Source organism: Streptomyces sp. HPF1205, assembly GCF_020400825.1.
In the GTDB taxonomy this organism is placed as follows: domain Bacteria; phylum Actinomycetota; class Actinomycetes; order Streptomycetales; family Streptomycetaceae; genus Actinacidiphila.
This window is the reverse complement of sequence record NZ_JAINVH010000013.1, coordinates 196557-215164: the sequence shown is the minus strand read 5'-3', so window position 1 is coordinate 215164 and position 18608 is coordinate 196557. Positions and strand designations below refer to the sequence as shown.

Genomic DNA, 18608 nt, shown 5'->3' with positions numbered 1-18608 from the left:
CGCCTGGCCAGAGCCGTAGCGAGCCGATCGGTCGAGGTCTGCGGCCTGCCGCCGCCCGAACGTGATCGGCCGCCCGCTGGGGAGGAGTCCGCTTCCCCGGTCTTCCTGAACGCCGGGAATTTCATGTCTCATCCGCTCCCGCCACGTCAACGTGCGCCTGCCCGTTGGCCGTTACGTCCGCGGCCGGACCGAACGAAGCCGTCGCCGACGGCGGAAGCAGGCCGTGCCCGTTCGACGCGACAGCGACCGGATCGGCTCCACCTGCTTCGCCCTGTCCGCCGGCCTGGCCGGCGAGGCGATCGAGGGAGCCGGGGATCCGGCACCCAGGATGAGGGCGACCCAGGGGTTCAGCCCTTCGGAGGTGGCCGCCGCCGCGGCAAGGATCACTCCAACGCCTGATTGGGCGATGACCGCGACAACGTAATCGATGCGCCCTGACTGCTGGTCGGACTCTTCGCCCTGCCGCTCCCGGGGCCAGGGACGGCGCCCCGTCGACAGGACCGACCTCGCGAACTCGATCATGAGGACAGTGGCGGCGCCCAAGCCTCCCCAGATTCCTCCCCCTAGCCTCGCGCTTTCACGAGTGCCGCTGTCCGGTAGGTGATCAAGAACGCAGAAAGTGCCTCTGAGCTGCAACGATAGGACTTGCTGAGGGTCCTGTACGTGGTAGCAAAAGAGGCACTTCCCAGGTGAAGAAGAGTATCGGGTCGTATCCGCTTGTCCGTGTCCGTGTCCGTGTCCGGGGCGGCGCGGCCGGGGCGGTCTCGCAGGCTGGCGGGGTCCTGTTGGTGGAGACCGTCCGCAAGACGGGGCTGGACACGGCGATATCGGCGGCGCTGGTGCCGTGGCGGAAGGCTCGGGCGGTGCGCCCCGGGCAAGGTCCTGCTGGACCTGGCTGTGGCGGTGGCACTGGGCGGGGACTGCCTGTCAGACATCGGCCGGCTGCGGGCCGAGCCCGGCCTTTTCGGTCGGTGGCCTCCGATCCGACTGTCTCGCCGCTGATCGAGATCCTGGCCGCGGCCGGACCCCGCGCGCTGACCGCGATCCGCCGGGCCGGGGCCGAAGTCCGCGAGTGGGTGTGGGGGCTGGCCGGCGCCATTGCCCCCGACGCGAACGGGCAGGTGATCGTGGATATCGACGGGATGTTGGTCCTGGCGCACTCCGACAAGCAGGATGCCACCGCGACGTGGAAGAAGCCCTACGGCCATCACCCTCTGACGGCCTTCGTCGACCACGGCCCGGACGGAACCGGGGAACCGGTCGCCGCCCTCCTCAGACCCGGCAACGCAGGCACGACGGTGTCCGGATCCGCCGCACGGATCCAGCTCCGCTGGCTCTCGGTGTTCACCCCCAGATCAGCAGCGACCGAGGCGACCGTCACGCCCGGACGCGAGCGGTACAACACGACAGCATCCGCCTTGAACTCCGGCGGGTAACGCTTCATCCCGACAGGGACTCCGTTTTCCTGAACCATCAAGATCCAGTGTCTCCGGTGTCCTCACAACAGGGGCAACGCCCCAACCTCCAGCGAGCGACCACCTGGACGCAAGACGCGGGCAACACCCGCCCCGGTTACGCAGCGGAGGTCGCACGACGTGCCAATCACGCCTGACTCACCTGCTGGCGCCTTCCGCCATCTGGTTGCCGACAGATTGGACATCACCGCAGCCCGCTGGTCACTGTGACCGGCGCCGAAACCGTCCTCAAACTCCGCGCCCTGATCTCCAACGCAGACTTCGAAACATACCGGGCCTACCACCTGGGTGGAGAACACCAGCGCACCCACCGATCCCGCTACCGGCTCGCAGCCTGACCGTTGAGGACACTCCGCATCATCTGCACCCACACCGGCTGGCTTGCTGCCGCCCCCGGAACTGAGGACATGGGATGTGTCGCCGTGCTTTGGCGGCATACCAGGTCAGGGGGCTGATCAATCGGGCCTCCGTGCCTATGGGGCGGAAAGTTTCACCGGGCGGCGAGGCGGCGCGCAGGAGTCGGACGTCGAATCGATTCGCAAGGCAATGATCAGGTACGTCGCGAAGACCGTCTGATCTTCAGCGGGTCCCGGAGAACCTATGGCCGCGCCATTGCGTGCTCGCCGATGTCCTGCCATCTTTACTCACGCGGTCCGACAACTCGTGTACACATCCCATCTCTTCTGGGCAAGCTGCGCGCCCGTCTGACCGCGCGGGCGGTGAACGCTGCGCAAGTCATGTGGAGGTCGGGTCATGCGGTGGCAGAGGCGAGCGGCGGTGCCGATCGGCGGCGCGCGGACGGGAGCCGGGTCGGCGCTTCGGCAGTATTCGCTTCGGCTGGCGGTCGCCGTGGTCGCGGCCGTCGCGGCATTGCTCGCGGCGGTGTTCGCGGCCGGGCCGGCCGTCGCCCGGCCGGGTGCGTCGGGCGCGGGCGCCGCAGTGGTGCAGGCGGCGGGGACGCAGCGTGGTCCGGACCCGACGATCGCGATGATCGAGGCGAGTCGCGGTCCGTTCGCCACCGCGCAGCTCAGTGTTCCAGCCGGTAACGGGTTCGGCGGCGGGCTGGTGTACTACCCGACGGACACCAGCCAGGGCACGTGGGGTGCGCTGGCGATCGTGCCGGGATACAGCGCGCTGTGCTCGGCCGAGGAGGCGTGGATGGGCCCGTGGCTGTCCTCGTTGGGTTCGTCGTGATCTGCACCAACACCCGCACCGACAGCGACAGCCAGCGCGCCGCCGAACTGCAGGCCGCGCTGACCTGGCTGACCACCCAGAGCCCGGTCAAGAACCAGGTCGATCCGGCCCGGCTGTCCGTGCTGGGCCATTCCGCGGGCGGGGCCGGGGCCATGGAGGAGGCCGAGCAGCATCCCGAGCTGCGGGCGGTGATCGGGCTGGCTCCCGGCTTCCCGGGCCAGGGGCTGACGCTGGCCACTGACACGGTGCCCACGCTGATCGTCGGCGGGCAGAACGACGGGACCGTCACGCCGTCGTATCTGAGCAACCTGTACAGCACGCTCCCGGCTTCGACGCAGAGCGATTTCGCGCAGATCGCCGGGGCGGCTCACGTGTACTACACGCACCCGAACAACGTCGAGACGAAGCTGATCATCCCGTGGCTGAAGGTGTTCGTGGACAGCGACACCCGCTACACCCAGTTCCTGTGCCCGACGCTTCCCGACCCGTCCTCGATCTCCGCCTACCAGCCCAAGTGCCCGTACGTGCCTGGCGGCGGCACGCCCCCGCCGCCGCCGACGTCGGTGGCGATCGTCGGTGCCGGTTCGGGGCGGTGTGTGACCGTGCCCGGCGGGACCCAGGCCGGCGGCACCCAGGTGCAGCTGGCGGACTGCACCGGCGGGACCAATCAGAAGTGGACCGACACCGCCTCGGGCCAGTTGCAGGTGTTCGGCACCGGCTGCCTGGACGCGAACGCCAAGGGCACCAGCCCCGGCACCAAGGTGATCATCTGGTCGTGCAACGGCCAGCAGAACCAGCAGTGGACGGTGCACGCCGACGGCACCATCACCGGAGTCCAATCAGGGCTCTGTCTCGACGCCACCGGCGCGGGGACGGCCAACGGCACGCCGCTGGAGCTGTGGACCTGCAAGGGCGGCAGCAACCAGAAGTGGACCCTACTATAGGAGGCTCGCTCCACATGCCCGTTTCGGATTCGTTCCCAGAGCACCAGCACCGGCTCACGCGTCGACGGCTGTTGGCCACCGGTGTGGGCGCGGCCGCCGCGTTCGGCCTGCCGCGCTTCGCCCCCGCGGCTTCTGCGGCCGCTGCGAACGCCGGTGCCCGCAGCTACGCCGCGGCTGGCGCCGCCGTCGCGTCCGTCGACCTGTCCGGGTCGTGGAGTTTCACCCCGGCCGGCCAGGGCACGACGTCGATCATGGTGCCCGGGGGCGGCTGGTACAAGCAGGGCTTCACCACCGTGGCCGAGGCGGTGTACTCGCGCAGCATCACCGTGCCGGACTCGGGGCAACCGCAGTCGGTGTGGATCGAGTTCGGCGTGGTGAACCACCAGGCGACGCTGTCGGTGGACGGGCGCGTGGTCGGTTCCCAGACCACCGCCTTCACCCCCTCGAGGTTCGACATCACCGCGTACGTGACGCCCGGTTCCACGCACACGATCAGCGTGGACGTCAAAGGCCGCAATGCGCTGAAGACCTCGTCCGGCAACTATCTGGTGCCTGTCGCCGCCGACTGGTGCGAAGCGATCCCCCAGGGCATCTACCGGTCTGCGTTCCTGCGGGTGTATCCGGCGGTATTCGTCAGCGACGCGTTCGTGCGTACCTCGGTCGCCAACCAGAGCCTCACCTACGACGTGTCGGTGACCAACACGTCGGGCAGTTCGCGCTCGGTGACGCTGACCGGTTCGCTCGCCTCCGACAACGGCACATCGTTCAGCTACCCGACACTACCGAGCGCGACCGTCACGGTGGCCGCGCACTCGACAGCCAAGGTGACCGTCGGCCCGGTGGCCTGGAACCTCGGCACCACCTCCTACTGGTGGCCGAACGTGCCCTATCGCTCCGGCTACCGCGCCCAACTGCACGATCTATCCGTGCACGCATCCACCGACGACGGCCGCACCAGCGACGCCACCTACCGGTTCGGGTTCCGGGAGTTCACCCAGAACGGTGCGTACTACTACCTCAACGGTCTCCGCGCGAACCTGCGCGGAGACAACCTCCAAGGCGCCGACTACGACCGGGTCAACAACGGCGGCGTGGGGGACGCCTACGACACGCTGCCCGGCTTCCTCGCGCCGTCGGGCACGAACGGCGGCTGGCCGCAGGCCGTCGACAACTACCAGCGGCTCAACTACAACGTGGTCCGCATCCACCAGGAGCCGGCCAGCCCCTACATGCTCGACGTGGCCGACGAGATGGGCCTGATGATCATCGACGAGACCGCCATCCGCGGCTCCAACAACACCCAGGACTTCGTCGCCGGACACGACAACATGGTCAACCACGCCCGCGCCCTGGTGCTGCGCGACCGCAACCACCCCGCAGTCATCCGCTGGAGCCAGGCCAACGAGCCGACCGGCAGCACCTTCGACTCCCAGCAGTTCGAGCAAGACCTGTACGCGGCGATGAACGGCAACGACGGCACCCGGCCGATCAGCGTCGACGCGGGTGTCGGCACGTCACCGAACCACTACCCGAACATGACGTACGCCAACTTCAACATCGTGCCGCACTACCTGGACGGCTTCGGCCACTACGGCGACCAGCTCTGGTCCGGGACCGGCCGCCCCCTCGGCGACGGTGAGTACATCTGGCCCGCCTGTAACACAAAGCAGGGTTTTGAGTGGTTCGCCACTTCCACGGCCGCCAAGCGCGGCAAGGACGCCAGCGACCTGCGCCCGTACACGCTGCTGTCCGCCTGGGCCGGGTTCGTCCCCGGCGTGCGCACCACCGACTTCACCCCCGAAGAAGGCGGCCACCCGATCTACGGTGCCGACAACCTGCCCGACCCCTGGAGCAACCCGCAGATCCAACGGATCCAGGCCGCCTTCAACCCCATCGCCGCGATCGACCTGCCCTACTGGTCGGCCTCCGGCGTCTCGGACTCCAACGGCGACTTCCCGCTGGCCGCATCAGTGCCCTCATACGCCTACGGCAGCACCGTGACACGGAACATCACCGTCTTCAACGACGACTTCACCAACACCTCCGTCGGCTTCACCTGGACGGCGCGCCTGGACCAGCCCACCGGCATGGTCATCGCCACCGGCACCAGCACCCTCACCGTCCCGCTCGGCTCCCGCCTCACCCAGCCGGTCACCTTCACCGCACCGACCTCCGGCTCCCGGATCTACCTGGCACTGTCCACCACCAAGTCCGGCACCACCACCTTCAGCGACACGGCCGAGTACTTCACCTTGGGCGGCGGCTCCAGCACCGGTCCCACCCCGGGCAATTACCACATCATCAACCGCAACAGCGGCAAGCCTCTGGCCATCGCCGGCAACTCCACCGCCGACGGCGCCAAAGCCGTCCAGCAGACCGGCGCCGCCGCGTGGACCATCGCCACCACCACCGGCGGCGCCTACACCCTGACCTACACGGCCAGCGGCAAGGTGCTCGACGTCAACGCCTCCTCCTCGACCGCGGGCTTGCAACTGCAACAGTGGACCGCCAACGGCGGCACCAACCAGCAGTGGTACCTCAAGCCCACCGGCACCGGGTACTACACCATCGTCAGCCATGACAGCGGACTGGTGGCAGACGTCTACGGCGCATCGACCAGCGACGGAGCCCAGGTCGTACAGTGGACCGCCAACGGCGGCGCCAATCAGCAGTGGCAGCTGGTGCCGAGCTAATCTCGCGCTTGCGCGAGACGGGCTGTCCGAGGGCTGACCCAAAACACGGAAAGTGCTCCTGACCTGCAACGATAGGACTTACTGAGGGTCCTGTTGGCTGCAAGGAAAGGAGCACTCTCCAGGTGAAGAAGGGTATCGGGTCCTACCCGCGTGTCCGCATCGATGGCGGGGGCCGGGCGGTGGTCTCGCAGGCCGGGGGCCTGCTACTGGTCGAGACCGTCCGCAAGGCCGGCCTGGACACCGCGATGTCCGCGGCGCTGACGCCGTGGCGGAAGGCTCGGGCGGTGCACGATCCGGGCAAGGTCCTGCTGGACGTTGCGTTGGCGGTCGCGCTGGGCGGGGACTGCCTCGCGGATGTCGCCATGCTGCGGGCGGAGCCGGCCGTGATCGGGCCGGTGGCCTCCGACCCGACGGTCTCCCGCCTTATCGACACCCTCGCAGCCTCCGGGGAGAAGGCTCTGGCAGCCATCCGTGCCGCGCGGGCTGAAGTGCGCCAACATGTCTGGCGGTTGGCCGGCCGGGAAGCGCCTGACGCGGGCGGGACGGTGACCGTGGACCTCGACGGGGTGCTGGTAATCGCACATTCAGACAAAGAGGACGCCGCACCGACCTGGAAGCGGACCTACGGCCACCACCCGCTGATGGCCTTCGTCGACCACGGAAGCGGCGGCACCGGTGAACCGGTCGCGGCCCTGCTGCGGCCGGGCAACGCGGGATCGAACACCGCCGCCGACCACATCACCCTTACCCGACTGGCTCTGGCCCAGCTGCCGGAGAAGTACCGGCGCGGGCGCCGGACCCTGATCCGCACCGACTCCGCGGGCGTCACCCACGAGTTCGTGGACTGGCTCGCCCGGCGGGGGCGGTGGCTGTCCTACTCGGTCGGATGGTGATCACCGAGGCGATTCACCAGCATGTGCTGAAGGTTCCGGCGGCCGCCTGGACGCCGGCCGTTGAAGCGGACGGCGAGATCCGCGACGGCGCTTGGGTCGCTGAACTGAGCGGCGATGTGCTGGACGGCTGGCCGGAAGGCATGCGGCTCATCGTCCGCAAGGAACGGCCGCACCCTGGAGCCCAGTTGCGGCTGACGGACGCGGACGGCATGCGGCTGACCTGCTTCGCCACCAACACACCATGCCGGCCGATCGCCGAACTCGAACTGCGCCACCGACAGCGGGCAAGGGCAGAGGACCGTATCCGCGCCGCCCGGGCCACCGGCCTGCGCAACCTGCCCTTGCACCGCACAGCCCAGAACCGGATCTGGCTGGAGATCGTGCAGATCGCTCTCGACCTGCTGGCCTGGATGCCGATGCTCGCCCTGACCGGTAAAGCCAGACTCTGGGAGCCCGGCCGACTACGCCTCCGCCTGTTCACCGCAGCCGGACAACTCGTGACCACCGGCCGCCGACGCATCCTCCGCCTGGCCCAGCACTGGCCATGGACCAGCCACATCACCACCGCCCTCGAACGGCTCACCCAACTGCCCAACCCCGGCTGACCAGCAAATTCCCCTTCTCTACGACAGCACCTCAACGCCCGGAACAGTGGAACCCGGCGCCACCCCGAGACGACACTCGGGTCTTCGGCCTGCACCACCTCACCCCACAGCACGAAAACGGTCCACCGACTCCGTCGGCGGACCGTCACGAAACTTCGAGGCTAACCACCCCATGCGCCCCAGAGTAGGACGAGGCGAGGCGGGGCTCAGGGGAAAGCTCGAACCCGGTCGGCGAACGCGGCCGGCCGGTCACCGCCGTCAGCCGGACGAAGGACACCCCTTCGGGCGGGCTGGGTTTCCGGCCGGCCGCCGGCCCGCGCCCTGGTCGGCGCGGGCCGGCGGCGTCAGGTGGTGACGCGGCTCTGAAGGGCTTCAGAAGGGCCCGGAAGGGCTCAGAAGCGGAAGACGTTGTCGCTGCTGACCGCCGCGTCGCAGTCGTTGGAGTAGGTCCGCGTGAACGTCACGGGCTTCTGGCGCCATACACCGGTCACGGATACCGTCACCGGGTCCCAGACGGCGAGGCAGAAGACGCCGGTGGCCGGCGGGAGCTTGGCGAAGTCGCCGTTGACGGCGATGAGCGCGTCGCAGGCGGCCTGCGCGGTCGGGTGGGTGCCGCCGGTGGGTTCGCAGTCGAGGGTCACCTGGCTCGCGGCCGCGGTGCGACTGGTCGCGATGAGGTGGGACTTGGTGATCAACAGGCTCGTCAGGGGTGCGGTGGTGTCCGAGGGGGACGCCACCGCGGGCAGGGCCGTGGCGGACGCGACCGCGGCGGCCATACCGGCCGCGAACAGGAGCCCGAGTCTCTTTCTCACGCTTCCTCCGATCGGTTTCGGTTGTCGGTCGCCCCAGTCATCGCGCAACAAACCGCCCGCGGGCAAGGGCGGGTTCGGCCACCCTCCGGCCACCCTCCGGGCCCGCTCGCGCGGCCCGCGGCTCTCCCGGCGACACGAGCGGAGCCCGCGGCACCCGTCCGAGCGGGGCGGGCGCGCCGCCGCCGTACGCCGCTCGCGCCGGACCGCCGCGAGCCGATCATGGCGCGATGGGGACACGAGGGGCGCGTACGCCGGCGCCACGCCGTACCCGCGCGCCGGTACCCGGCGTCGCACCCCGCCGCCCCGGCCCCGCGGGCGTACCCGCCGTATCTCCGCGTGACACCCGGCCCGGTCGATCGGCGCCCGTACTGTCGGTCACCCCCGATACGGTGGTACCGATCACAAGGGCGCCGGCATCGCAAGGGGGGACTGTCGTGAAGCCCACCATGGCCGCGGCGCAGCTGCGCGGCAGTCTGACGCAGTACCTCACGACGACGTACGCCCTCGCCGACGAGACCACCCGCGCCGCTCTCGAACGCTTCCTCGGGCACCCCGAGACCGGCATCTTCCGCGGTCCCTACCTGCGGATCCGTACGCCGTTCCACCTCGCGGGCGACGGCTGGCGGCAGGACCTGGAGTGGTCCGCGGGATTCCCCGGGTTCGCGCCCTGGCGGCACCAGGCCAAGGCGTGGGCCCGGCTGTCCACCCTGCGCGGGCCCGCGCGGCCGACGCTGGTGACCACCGGCACCGGCTCCGGCAAGACCGAGTCCTTCCTGATCCCCGTGCTGGACCACTGCCGGCGCCGGAAGGCCGAAGGCGGGCGGGCGTCCGGCACGGGCGTCAAAGCGGTGCTCCTCTACCCCATGAACGCGCTGGCCACCGACCAGGCGGGACGCATCGCGGACTACCTGGCGCGCCCGGAGCTGGCGCAGGTCACGGCGGGCCTCTACATCGGCGACCGGCCCGACACCGGCTTCCGGCGGGTGATGACGCGGCGCGAGGAGATGCGCCTGACCCCGCCCGACGTGCTGATCACCAACTACAAGATGCTCGACCTGCTGCTCCAGCGCGGCGAGGACCGGGGCCTGTGGGAGGGCGCCGAGCCGGCCTACGTCGTGCTGGACGAGTTCCACACGTACGACGGAGCGCAGGGCACCGACGTGGCGATGCTGCTGCGCCGGCTCGCCGCCGCGACCGGCGCGGCCCGGCCCGGCCGGCCCCTGGGGTCGATCTGCCCGGTGGCGACCTCGGCGACCCTCGGTGAGGGCGCGCCCGGGAAGGAGGCCGGGGGCGTCCTCGACGTGGCGGCGCGGGTCTTCGGCATGCCGTTCCCCGCGGACGCGGTCGTGGGCGAGGAGCGGATGAGCGCCGAGGAGTTCACCGGCCCCGTCGACTACGAGCTGCCCGAACCGCCGAGCCCGCAGGAGGTCGTCGCGGTGTCCGGCGGGCCGGACGCCGAGGCCCGGCCCGACCTGCTGGACCTGGACGCGCTCGCCACCCGGCTGCTGGGCCGTTCCGGCCTGGACGCCTTCCGCGTCGGACGGCTGCTGAAACGGCACGACTACACCCTCGGCGTGCTGTCCCTGCTCGACGGCGAACCGCTGGACGAGTGGACGCTCCGGGACCGGCTGGGCCGCTTCGGCTACTCCTGGGGCCGCACCGCCCGCGAGAACCCCCGGCTGGCCCTCCAGGCGCTGTCGCGGTTCGTGGCGCTGCTGTCCGCCGCCCGCGACCCCGACTCCGGCGAGCGCGCGCCCCGGCGGCTGCTGCACATCGAGGCGCACCTGTGGGTGCGGCCGGTGACACACGTGCTGCGGGGCGTCGGACCGGCCCCCGAGTTCCGCTGGTACGAGGACGACAGGACCGCCACGCGCCGGGCCGCGCTCAACGCCGTGCCGCCCGGCGAGGAGGACCCGGACCCCTCCTCGGGCAGCCACCCCTCGTACCCCTCGCACCCCTCGGCCGGGTCCTACCCGTCGAGCCGCCGGCCGCTGCCCCTGCCGGGCGCCGACTCCGCCCCGCGGCCCGCCCAGGTGCACCTCCCGGCCGTGTACTGCCGCAACTGCGGACGCTCCGGATGGGCCGCGCTGTCCCCCGAGGCCGACCCGCAGCAGCTCGTGACCGCGCAGGACCGCATCTGGCGGGCGAGCGTCGGCCGGGAGAGGCGGCGCCTGCGCTACTTCATCGCGGCCACCCCCGGCGAGCGGCAGCAGGCACTCGACGCGCTCACCGGCGCCCGGCCCTCCGACGGCGGCACCGACCCGCTGTCCGTCGTCGTCCTGGACGGCGGACGCGGCACCTACCGGCTGCCCACCCCCGCGGACGACGGGGAACTCGTCGACGCCTGGTTCGCGCTCGCCGTGCTGGACCGCAGGAGCGCCGACCAGGCCGCCCGGGACGACCGGTGCCCGGCCTGCCACACCGACAACGCCATCCGCTTCCTCGGCACCGCCCAGGCCGCCCTCGCCTCGGCGACGGTCACCCAGCTCTTCACCGGCGGCGACATCGCGCTCCTCCCGGAGGAACGCAAGACGCTGCTGTTCAACGACTCGACCCAGGACGCGGCCCACCGCGCGGGCTACGTCGCGAACGCCTCGTACAAGTTCTCCCTGCGCTCGCTGCTCGCCCACAACCTGGAGGACTCCGGGGCGCCGACGTCGCTCAACGACCTGATCGGCCTCGTCCTGGAATCGGTGGACGACCCCGAGGCGCTGGCCGCCGTCGTACCTCCCGACCTCCACGACGAGCCGGGCGTCGACCGGCTGCTGTCCGGCCGCGGCACGGGCGACGCGCGGACCTGGCGGCTGATCGGCGAACGGCTCGCCTTCGCGACGGTCATGGAGTTCGGGCTGCGCAGCCGCATGGGCCGCACCCTCGAACTGACCAGGACCGCGGCGGCCGAGGTGACGGTGGCCGACCCCGACGCCGTGACCGGCCTGGCACGGGACGTGCACCTGGCCCTGCCCGGCCAACTGCTGGCCGTGGGCGGGCTGCCCACGCCCGAACGCTATCTCGCCTACGTCCGGGGCCTGCTGGAACGGCTGCGGCTGCGCGGCGCGGTACGGCACCACTGGCTCGACACCTGGATCAAGGAGGCCGGCACCAGCCGGTACCTCATCTCCGGGCGCAGGCCCGACGGCATGCCCGCCTTCCCCGAGGGCGTCGCCCCGCCCCGGTTCCTGCTGGACGGCCAGAAGGACGGATCGGAGTTCGACGCGGTCACCGGACGGCTGGGCTGGTACCAGGACTGGACGCGCAGGTGCCTGGGCCTGGACGCCGCCGGGGCGACCGAGTACCTGCGCAGGCTGCTGCCCCACCTGGCCGACGCCGGTGTCCTGTCGGCGCGTACCACCCGCGACCGGCAGACCCGGGTGTACGGGCTGCAGCCCGGTCACATCCAGGTCCGGCTGCTCGACGACGCCGTCGTCAACAAGGCCTTCGTGGCCTGCGAGGACTGCGGCTGGCAGCAGGTCGTCGTGCCCGAGCGGCGCACCCGCTGGTACGGCCACCCCTGCCCGCGCTACCGGTGCAAGGGACGGCTCACCGCGCCGCAGCGCGACCTGTACGGCACCGGTGCCGCGGGCGCCCGCGGGCCCGTGCGGGAGCGCGACTACAGCCGGGACTACTACCGCCGCCTGTACCTGACGGGGGGCACGTTCCGCGTCGTGACCGCCGAGCACACCGGCATGCTCACCCGTCCCGAACGCGAGCGCGTGGAGCGCGCCTTCAAGGCGGGCACGCACTACACCGACCCCAACGTCCTGTCGTGCACGCCCACCCTGGAACTCGGCATCGACATCGGCGACCTGTCGGCCGTCCTGCTCGGCTCCCTGCCCGCCGGTCCGGCCACGTACGTGCAGCGGGCGGGGCGGGCCGGGCGGCGCACGGGCAACGCGCTGGTCGTCGCCTTCGGCGGACGCCGGGCCCGCGACCTGTACTACCTGGACCAGCCGCGCGAGATGATCGCCGGGACCATCCTGCCGCCGGGCTGCTACCTGTCGGCCGTGGAGATCCTGCGCCGCCAGTACACCGCCCGGCTGCTGGACCTGGCGGCCCGCGGGGAACTGCGGACCTCGGACGGCGAGACCCTCCCGCCCGTACCCCGGCTGGCGTCCGCCCTGTTCGGGGCCAGCGGATGGTGCCAGGACCTCGCGGACGCCGCGCAGACGCATGGGGCGGTGCTCGTGGAGGAGTTCCTCGCGCTGTTCCCCCCGCTCCCCTCGCTCCCTTCCGGTGACGGCACCGACACCGACACCGGGGGCGTCTCGGAGCACGCGGCGGACGAGCTGCGCGCGTACGCGACCGGGGGGATCGTCCGGGCGCTGCAGGAGGCGGAGGAGGACTGGACCGGCCGGCGCGAGGAGGTCCGCCGCAGGATCGCGGCGATCGACGAGGCGGCCGGGCAACTGGCACGCTCCGACGCCTCCCAGGACCGCGAGCGGCGCGAACTGCTGGCCGAGCGCCGCACCGCCGGGGACCTGCTGCGGGAACTGAGCCAGTCCCCCGCGCACGCGACCCTGGTGGACCTCGGACTGCTGCCGAACTACAGCCTGACGGACACCACCACCCGGCTGGAGGCGACGCTGTACTGGTCGCAGACTCCTGACGAGGAGGAGAACGACGGGCCGCGGGAGGAGGGGGCGCGTGCGGCGGGTTCGGCCGGTGCGGCAGGCGCGGCAGGCGCGGCAGGCGCGGCAGGCGCGGCAGGCGCGGCAGGCGCCAAGGTGTACCGCAGCGAGACCCGGGACTACGAACGCTCCAGCGCCCTCGCCCTGACCGAACTCGCCCCCGGCAACAGCTTCTACGTCAACGGCTACCGGCACGTGGTGCGCGCCCTCGACATCGGCGGCCCCGACCGGCGCGCCTGGTCGGTGTGGCGGCTGTGCCCCGCCTGCGGCTACGTACGGACCGAGAACGCCGAGCGCGACACGTCGCCCTGTCCGCGCTGCCGCGGCCGGGAGATCGCCGACGCGGGCTGCGTCCAGTACGTGCTGCGGCCCAGGCGCGTACTGTCCCGCGACAAGCGGGAGGACGCCAGGGTGCGCGACGACCGCGACGAGCGCGACCGCAAGCACTACGCGACCCTCACCACCGTCGACATCGACCCCGACCGCCTCCTTGCCGGATCGTGGCGGCACGACGAGGCCGTGTTCGGCGTGGACTTCACCCGCCACGCCGTGATCCGGACCCTGAACCTCGGTCTGGACCGCGAGGACGGCAGCAGCACGGTGCCGCTCGCCGGGGACGACGTCCGCCTCAACCCGTTCTACGTCTGCACCTCGTGCGGCGGCGCGACGGCCGACGGCAGACCGGTGGTGGACGTGCCCCAGCACGCGCTCACCGAGTCCGGGGCCGCGAGCACCCCGGCCACGTCCCACCACCAGCTGTGGTGCCCGCGCCGCCGCACCCGGGCGGCGGCGGCACACCCGGCCGGGGCTCGGGACGCGGGCAGGGACGTGCCCCTGCTGCTGGCCCACGAACTGACCACCGAGGCCGTCCGCATCCTGCTGCCCGCCTCGGTGGCCCGCGTCAAGGAGCGCCTCGCGTCGTTCACCGCCGCCCTGTTCGCGGGGATCGCCGCCCGCTACGGCGGCGATCCCGACCACATCGACATCGCCGAGGCGGCCATGCCCGACGACGCGGGCGACCCGCAGGCCCACTGGCCCCGGCGCTTCCTGGTCGTCTACGACCGGCTGCCCGGCGGCACCGGGTACCTGCACCGGCTGGCCTCCGCGGACGGCTTCCGGGAGGTGCTGCTCATGGCGCGCGACGTCATCGAGCGCTGCCCGTGCCAGGAGAAGGGCATGGACGGCTGCCACCAGTGCCTGCTGCGGCGGGTGCCCGCCGCCGACTACGACAGGGTCAGCCGCAACGAGGTCCGGCAGATGCTGGACGAACTCCTCGGCGCCGACGGGGAACGCTGGCACACCTCACCGGTGACGACCACCCAGGACATCCCGCTCCACCGGCAGGCCGAGAGCGACCTGGAGGTCCTGTTCGTCGAGACGCTCCGGGACTGGGCGAGACTGCCGGAGTCCAGAGCCGCCGCGGACGCCTACACCACCTCGGCCGGCACCTACGCCCTGGACCTCAGGCTCACCGCGCCGGACGGCTCCACCGTCAGCTGGCGCGTCTCCCAGCAGCGCGCGCTGGACGGCACCCGGCCCGACATACTCCTGGAACGGCTGGACTCCCCCGGCCCGCGCGTCGCCCTGTACCTCGACGGCTACGCGTACCACGCCACCCCCGAGCACAACCGGCTCGCGGACGACGCCATGAAGCGCACCCGGCTCCGGGCCGAGGGGCTGCGGGTGTTCCAGCTGACCTACCACGACGTCATGGCATGGCGCCGGCGGCTCAACGACCCGGCGCACACCGGGACCGACGCGGACACCGCCGTCTGGACGCCCTACGGCACCACCGGCCGGCAGCGCGCCCGCGACTACTACGACCGGGTGGGCCGCGGCCTGCCCGGCGAGCTGGCCGAGACCATGTGGGTCAACCCGGCCCGGACGCTCCTGGCCTATCTGCGCTCGCCCGAGCCCGAACGCTGGCGACGGCGGGCGGAAGCGGTGGCCGCGGGAATGAGCGGGGCGGACGGGGCCCGTGGCGCCGCCCTCACCGGCGCCGAGGCCGCCGGGGGCATCCGGCAGGCGCTGCGCGGCGGCGTACCCGCCGCGAGCGGCGGACCGGTGCGGATGCTGTACGGCCCGGACGCCTCGGGCTGCCGCCTGGTGCTGACCGCCGACGGCAGGCGCACCCCGCCCGTGTGGACGGGACTCGCCGTCCTCGACGACGGCGCGGCCGCCCTGGAGGAGGGTCCGGCGCACAAGCGGCGCTGGCGCGCCTGGCTGTGGTGGGGCAATGTGCTGCAGTTCCTCGAACACGGCGGCGGTGACAGCGCGCAACTGACGTCGGGCATGCTCGACGGCTTCGACCCCGGCACGCTGACCGTGACCGGCGGAGAGGGCTGGCTGTCGTCCGTGGGTGTCCCGGTGCCGCGGCCGGCGGAGCAGCCCTCGGCCGTGGAAGCCGCCGCCGTACCGGCTGTGCCGGCCGTACCGGCCGTACCGGCCGTCCCCGCTGTCGCTGCCGTACCCGCCGTTACCGCTGTCTCCGCCGTACCCGCCGTACCCGCCGTTACCGGCGACGGAACGGCCGACGCGACCGCCGCGCGGGGGCCGGAGGCGGCGGAGCGGCGCGGCGGCACGGACCGCGGCCGGGATGCCGGCTGGGACCGGGTCATCGAGCTGCTGGACCCGGAGGAGCCGGGGCTCGCCGACCTCGCGCACGCGCTGGCCCGCGCGGCGGTGCCGGTGCCGCGGGACGGCTGGGAACTCGACGGCCGCGGCTGGCAGGCGGACCTGGCCTGGCCGGACGCCCGGATCGGCGTGGTCCGGGCCCCGCGCCCGGTCGCCGGCGAGCCGGACTACGAGGCCGAGGACCAGAAACGCGCGTTCGAGGCGGCCGGCTGGTCGGTCCGGACGGCGGCCGGCTGGGACAGCGCGGAGCTGATCGCCCGCCTCGACGGCCGGGACCGGGATCGGGACCGGGACCGGGACACGGACAGCGGCGGCACCGACAGCGGCACCGACAGCGACACCGAGACCGGCAGCGGCGGCGACAGCGACACCGACAGCGAGGGGGAGCCGAAGCGATGACCGCCTCCGGCGTCACACTGCGCCTGCTCGAACGGGCCGACAAGGAGATCCTCAAGCTGCCCCGCACGGTCAAGGGCGCCTTCTTCGACTTCCAGCACAAGTTCCGGACGAACCCGAACACCACCGGCCTGAAGCTCCAGCGGCTCAAGGGCGACCACCGGCTCTGGTCGGCACGCGTCAACGACGAGTACCGGGCCCTGCTGCTGCGCCTCGCCGACGACGACTGGCTGATCGTCTCCGTCAAGCACCGCAAGGACGTCTACAACCGGCTCTCCTACGGCGTCAACCAGGTCACCGGCGGCATCGAATACGTCGATCTGGAGGTGGTCGAGGACAAGGTCCTGGGCAGGCCGCCCGGCGCCGCCGACGCGGCACCCGCCGCGTCCCGGCCGCTCCCGCCGGCCGCCCCGGCGGCCACGCCCCCCGCGCCACGGCCCGAGCCGCTGTTCACGGCCTGGTCGGACCGCCAGTTGGCCGAACTCGGTGTCGCCGAACCCCTGTTGTCCGTCATCCGCACGCTCACCACCGAGGACCAGCTGCTCGGACTCGTCGAGTACGCGCCGCAGCTGACCGGCGAGGTGCTGATCGCCCTGTTCGACGGCGCGTCGTACGACGACGTCCTCGACCGGGTGACCGGACCGGTGGCCGCCGCCGAGCCGGTCGACCGGGACGACTTCGCCGCCGCCGCCCGGCGGCCGGCGACGGTCGTCACCACCACGGACGAGGACCTGCGCGGAGCGCTGGAGAGCGGTGACTTCGGCCGCTGGAAGAGCTTCCTGCACCCCACGCAGGCCAAGCTCGTCGAGCGCCGCTACAGCGGCCCCGCCCGGGTCGGCGGCGGCCCCGGCACGGGCAAGACCGTCGTCGCCCTGCACCGGGTACGCCACCTCGTCCGGCAGCTCCCCGCGGGACACGACAAGCCGGTCCTGCTCACCACGTACAACAAGAACCTCGCCGCCGACCTGCGCTCCCGGCTGCTGGAACTGGGCGGGGAGGAACTGCTCGCCCGGGTCGACGTCACTCACGTCGACCAGCTCGCGCTGCGTGTCGTCCGCGAGGCCGAGCCCGGCAACGGCAAGCAGGCCATCGACGACGGACAGGCCGTACGCGAGTGGCGGGCGCTGCTCGACGAACTGGGCGAGGACGGCTGGGACCCGGAGTTCCTGCACGAGGAGTGGACCCAGGTCATTCTCGGCCAGGCCGTCGGCAACCGCACCGACTACTTCCGGGCCCGGCGGGCCGGACGCGGGAAGAGCATCGGCCGCGGCGAGCGGGCCGAGATCTGGCAGCTCGCCGAACGCTTCACCCAGCGTCTTGACCGCCTCGGACGGCAGACGTGGGACCAGGTGGCGGAGCGCGCGGCACGCCTGGAGATGGGCCGCGAACAGCGCATCGCGAACATCGCGCGGCAGCGGGAGGAAGCGGGCGGCCTCGACAACATCCACCTGCAGGACACCTCCGGCGGGCGGCTGCGCCACCGCTACCGGCACGTCGTGGTGGACGAGGCCCAGGACCTGCGCCCGGCGCACTGGAAGATGCTGCGCGCCATGGCCCCCCGTACGCCGGACGACCTGTTCCTGGTGGGCGACACCCACCAGCGCATCTACAAGAACCAGGTCACCCTCGGCAGCCTGGGCGTCAACATCCGCGGCCGGTCCGCGAAGCTGACCCTCAGCTACCGGACGACACGGCAGATCCTGCGCTCGGCCCTCGCGGTCCTGGGCGAGACGGCGTACGACGATCTCGACGGCGGCACGGAAGACCTCGCCGGATACCGGTCCGTGCTGAGCGGCGGCCTCCCGGCCGGACACCCCTTCCCGGACTGGGAAGCCGAACGGGAGGGCGTGGCCGCTCTGATCGCGCGGTGGGACGCGGACCCGGACACGGACGTACCGCACGAGCGGATCGCGGTGTGCGTCCCGACCAATCAGATGGCGGCCGAGATGGGGCTCACCCTGAAGCTCCACGGCATCGACGCGGTCGAGATCCGCTCCGACGGGCCGAACAGCTCCGCCGGCGTGCACATCGGCACGATGTTCCGGTTCAAGGGGCTGGAGTACCAGCGGATGATCATCGCGGGTGTGACCGACGGGCTGGTGCCCCGCGAGGACGTGACCCGGCTGCGTGACCGCGAACCCACCCGCTACCGCCAGGAGATTCAGCGGGCCAGGTCCCTCCTCTTCGTGGCCGCGACCCGGGCACGCGACACCGTGGACGTCTTCTGGCACGGCAGACCCAGCCCGTTCCTCGACAGCTCGTGGCTGCGGCCGGACCCCGACGTCGGCTGACCCCCGGCCCGGGGCGGGGCCGCCGGTCCCGTACCGCGGGAGG

7 protein-coding genes and 4 pseudogenes are annotated in these 18608 nt (G+C 72.0%); 9 read left to right on the top strand and 2 right to left on the bottom strand.

Annotated elements, in window-relative coordinates; all coding sequences use genetic code 11:
• Nucleotides 1-223: 223 nt before the first annotated feature.
• Nucleotides 224-424: a hypothetical protein gene (locus tag K7G61_RS17450; RefSeq protein WP_225847783.1), complete on the top strand. Its 201-nt coding sequence runs from the start codon at nt 224-226 to the stop codon at nt 422-424.
• A 265-nt stretch (nt 425-689) separates the two neighbouring features.
• Nucleotides 690-1286 (top strand): annotated as a pseudogene (locus K7G61_RS17445) (transposase); the annotation flags it as partial.
• On the opposite strand, the gene K7G61_RS37315 reads toward K7G61_RS17445, so the two are convergent.
• Entirely contained in the window at nt 1208-1444 is a 237-nt protein-coding gene (locus K7G61_RS37315) for a transposase (protein WP_225847796.1), read from the bottom strand. The pseudogene K7G61_RS17445 and the gene K7G61_RS37315 sit on opposite strands and share 79 nt — an antisense overlap.
• 178 nt (nt 1445-1622) lie before the next feature.
• On the opposite strand from K7G61_RS37315, the pseudogene K7G61_RS17435 reads away from it, so the two are divergent.
• From K7G61_RS17435 to K7G61_RS17410, 5 genes and pseudogenes are all read left to right on the top strand, one after another.
• A pseudogene (locus tag K7G61_RS17435) lies at nt 1623-1813 on the top strand (ISKra4 family transposase); the annotation flags it as partial.
• A gap of 439 nt (nt 1814-2252) precedes the next feature.
• Nucleotides 2253-2669 carry a hypothetical protein gene (locus K7G61_RS17430; RefSeq protein ID WP_225847782.1) on the top strand — a complete coding sequence of 139 codons (417 nt, stop codon included), beginning with the start codon at nt 2253-2255 and terminating at the stop codon, nt 2667-2669.
• Nucleotides 2670-3226: 557 nt separating this feature from the next.
• Nucleotides 3227-3613: pseudogene (locus tag K7G61_RS17420) on the top strand (ricin-type beta-trefoil lectin domain protein); the annotation flags it as partial.
• A 14-nt stretch (nt 3614-3627) separates the two neighbouring features.
• Nucleotides 3628-6306, top strand: coding sequence for an RICIN domain-containing protein (locus K7G61_RS17415; RefSeq protein WP_225847781.1), 2679 nt, complete (start codon nt 3628-3630; stop codon nt 6304-6306).
• Between the two features lie 122 nt (nt 6307-6428).
• Nucleotides 6429-7804: pseudogene (locus tag K7G61_RS17410) on the top strand (IS1380 family transposase).
• Nucleotides 7805-8196: 392 nt separating this feature from the next.
• On the opposite strand, the gene K7G61_RS17405 reads toward K7G61_RS17410, so the two are convergent.
• The gene (locus K7G61_RS17405) at nt 8197-8616 is read right to left on the bottom strand and encodes a subtilase-type protease inhibitor (protein ID WP_225847780.1); all 420 of its coding nucleotides are present in this window, start codon (nt 8614-8616) and stop codon (nt 8197-8199) included.
• A gap of 434 nt (nt 8617-9050) precedes the next feature.
• Here K7G61_RS17405 and K7G61_RS17400 point away from each other — a divergent pair, with 434 nt between their 5' ends.
• Together K7G61_RS17400 and K7G61_RS17395 are read left to right on the top strand one after the other, a co-directional pair.
• On the top strand, nt 9051-16277 hold the full coding sequence (locus K7G61_RS17400; protein ID WP_225847779.1) for a DEAD/DEAH box helicase: 7227 nt from the start codon (nt 9051-9053) through the stop codon (nt 16275-16277).
• Nucleotides 16274-18565, top strand: coding sequence for a UvrD-helicase domain-containing protein (locus tag K7G61_RS17395; RefSeq protein ID WP_225847778.1), 2292 nt, complete (start codon nt 16274-16276; stop codon nt 18563-18565). The genes K7G61_RS17400 and K7G61_RS17395 overlap by 4 nt, the downstream gene beginning before the upstream one ends.
• Nucleotides 18566-18608: the final 43 nt, after the last annotated feature.

Bases quoted from the DNA above. Each gene is read 5' to 3' on its own strand.
- K7G61_RS37315 (WP_225847796.1), bottom strand. From the start codon at position 1,444: ATGAAGCGTTACCCGCCGGAGTTCAAGGCGGATGCTGTCGTGTTGTAC.
- K7G61_RS17415 (WP_225847781.1), top strand. From the start codon at position 3,628: ATGCCCGTTTCGGATTCGTTCCCAGAGCACCAGCACCGGCTCACGCGT.
- K7G61_RS17395 (WP_225847778.1), top strand. From the start codon at position 16,274: ATGACCGCCTCCGGCGTCACACTGCGCCTGCTCGAACGGGCCGACAAG.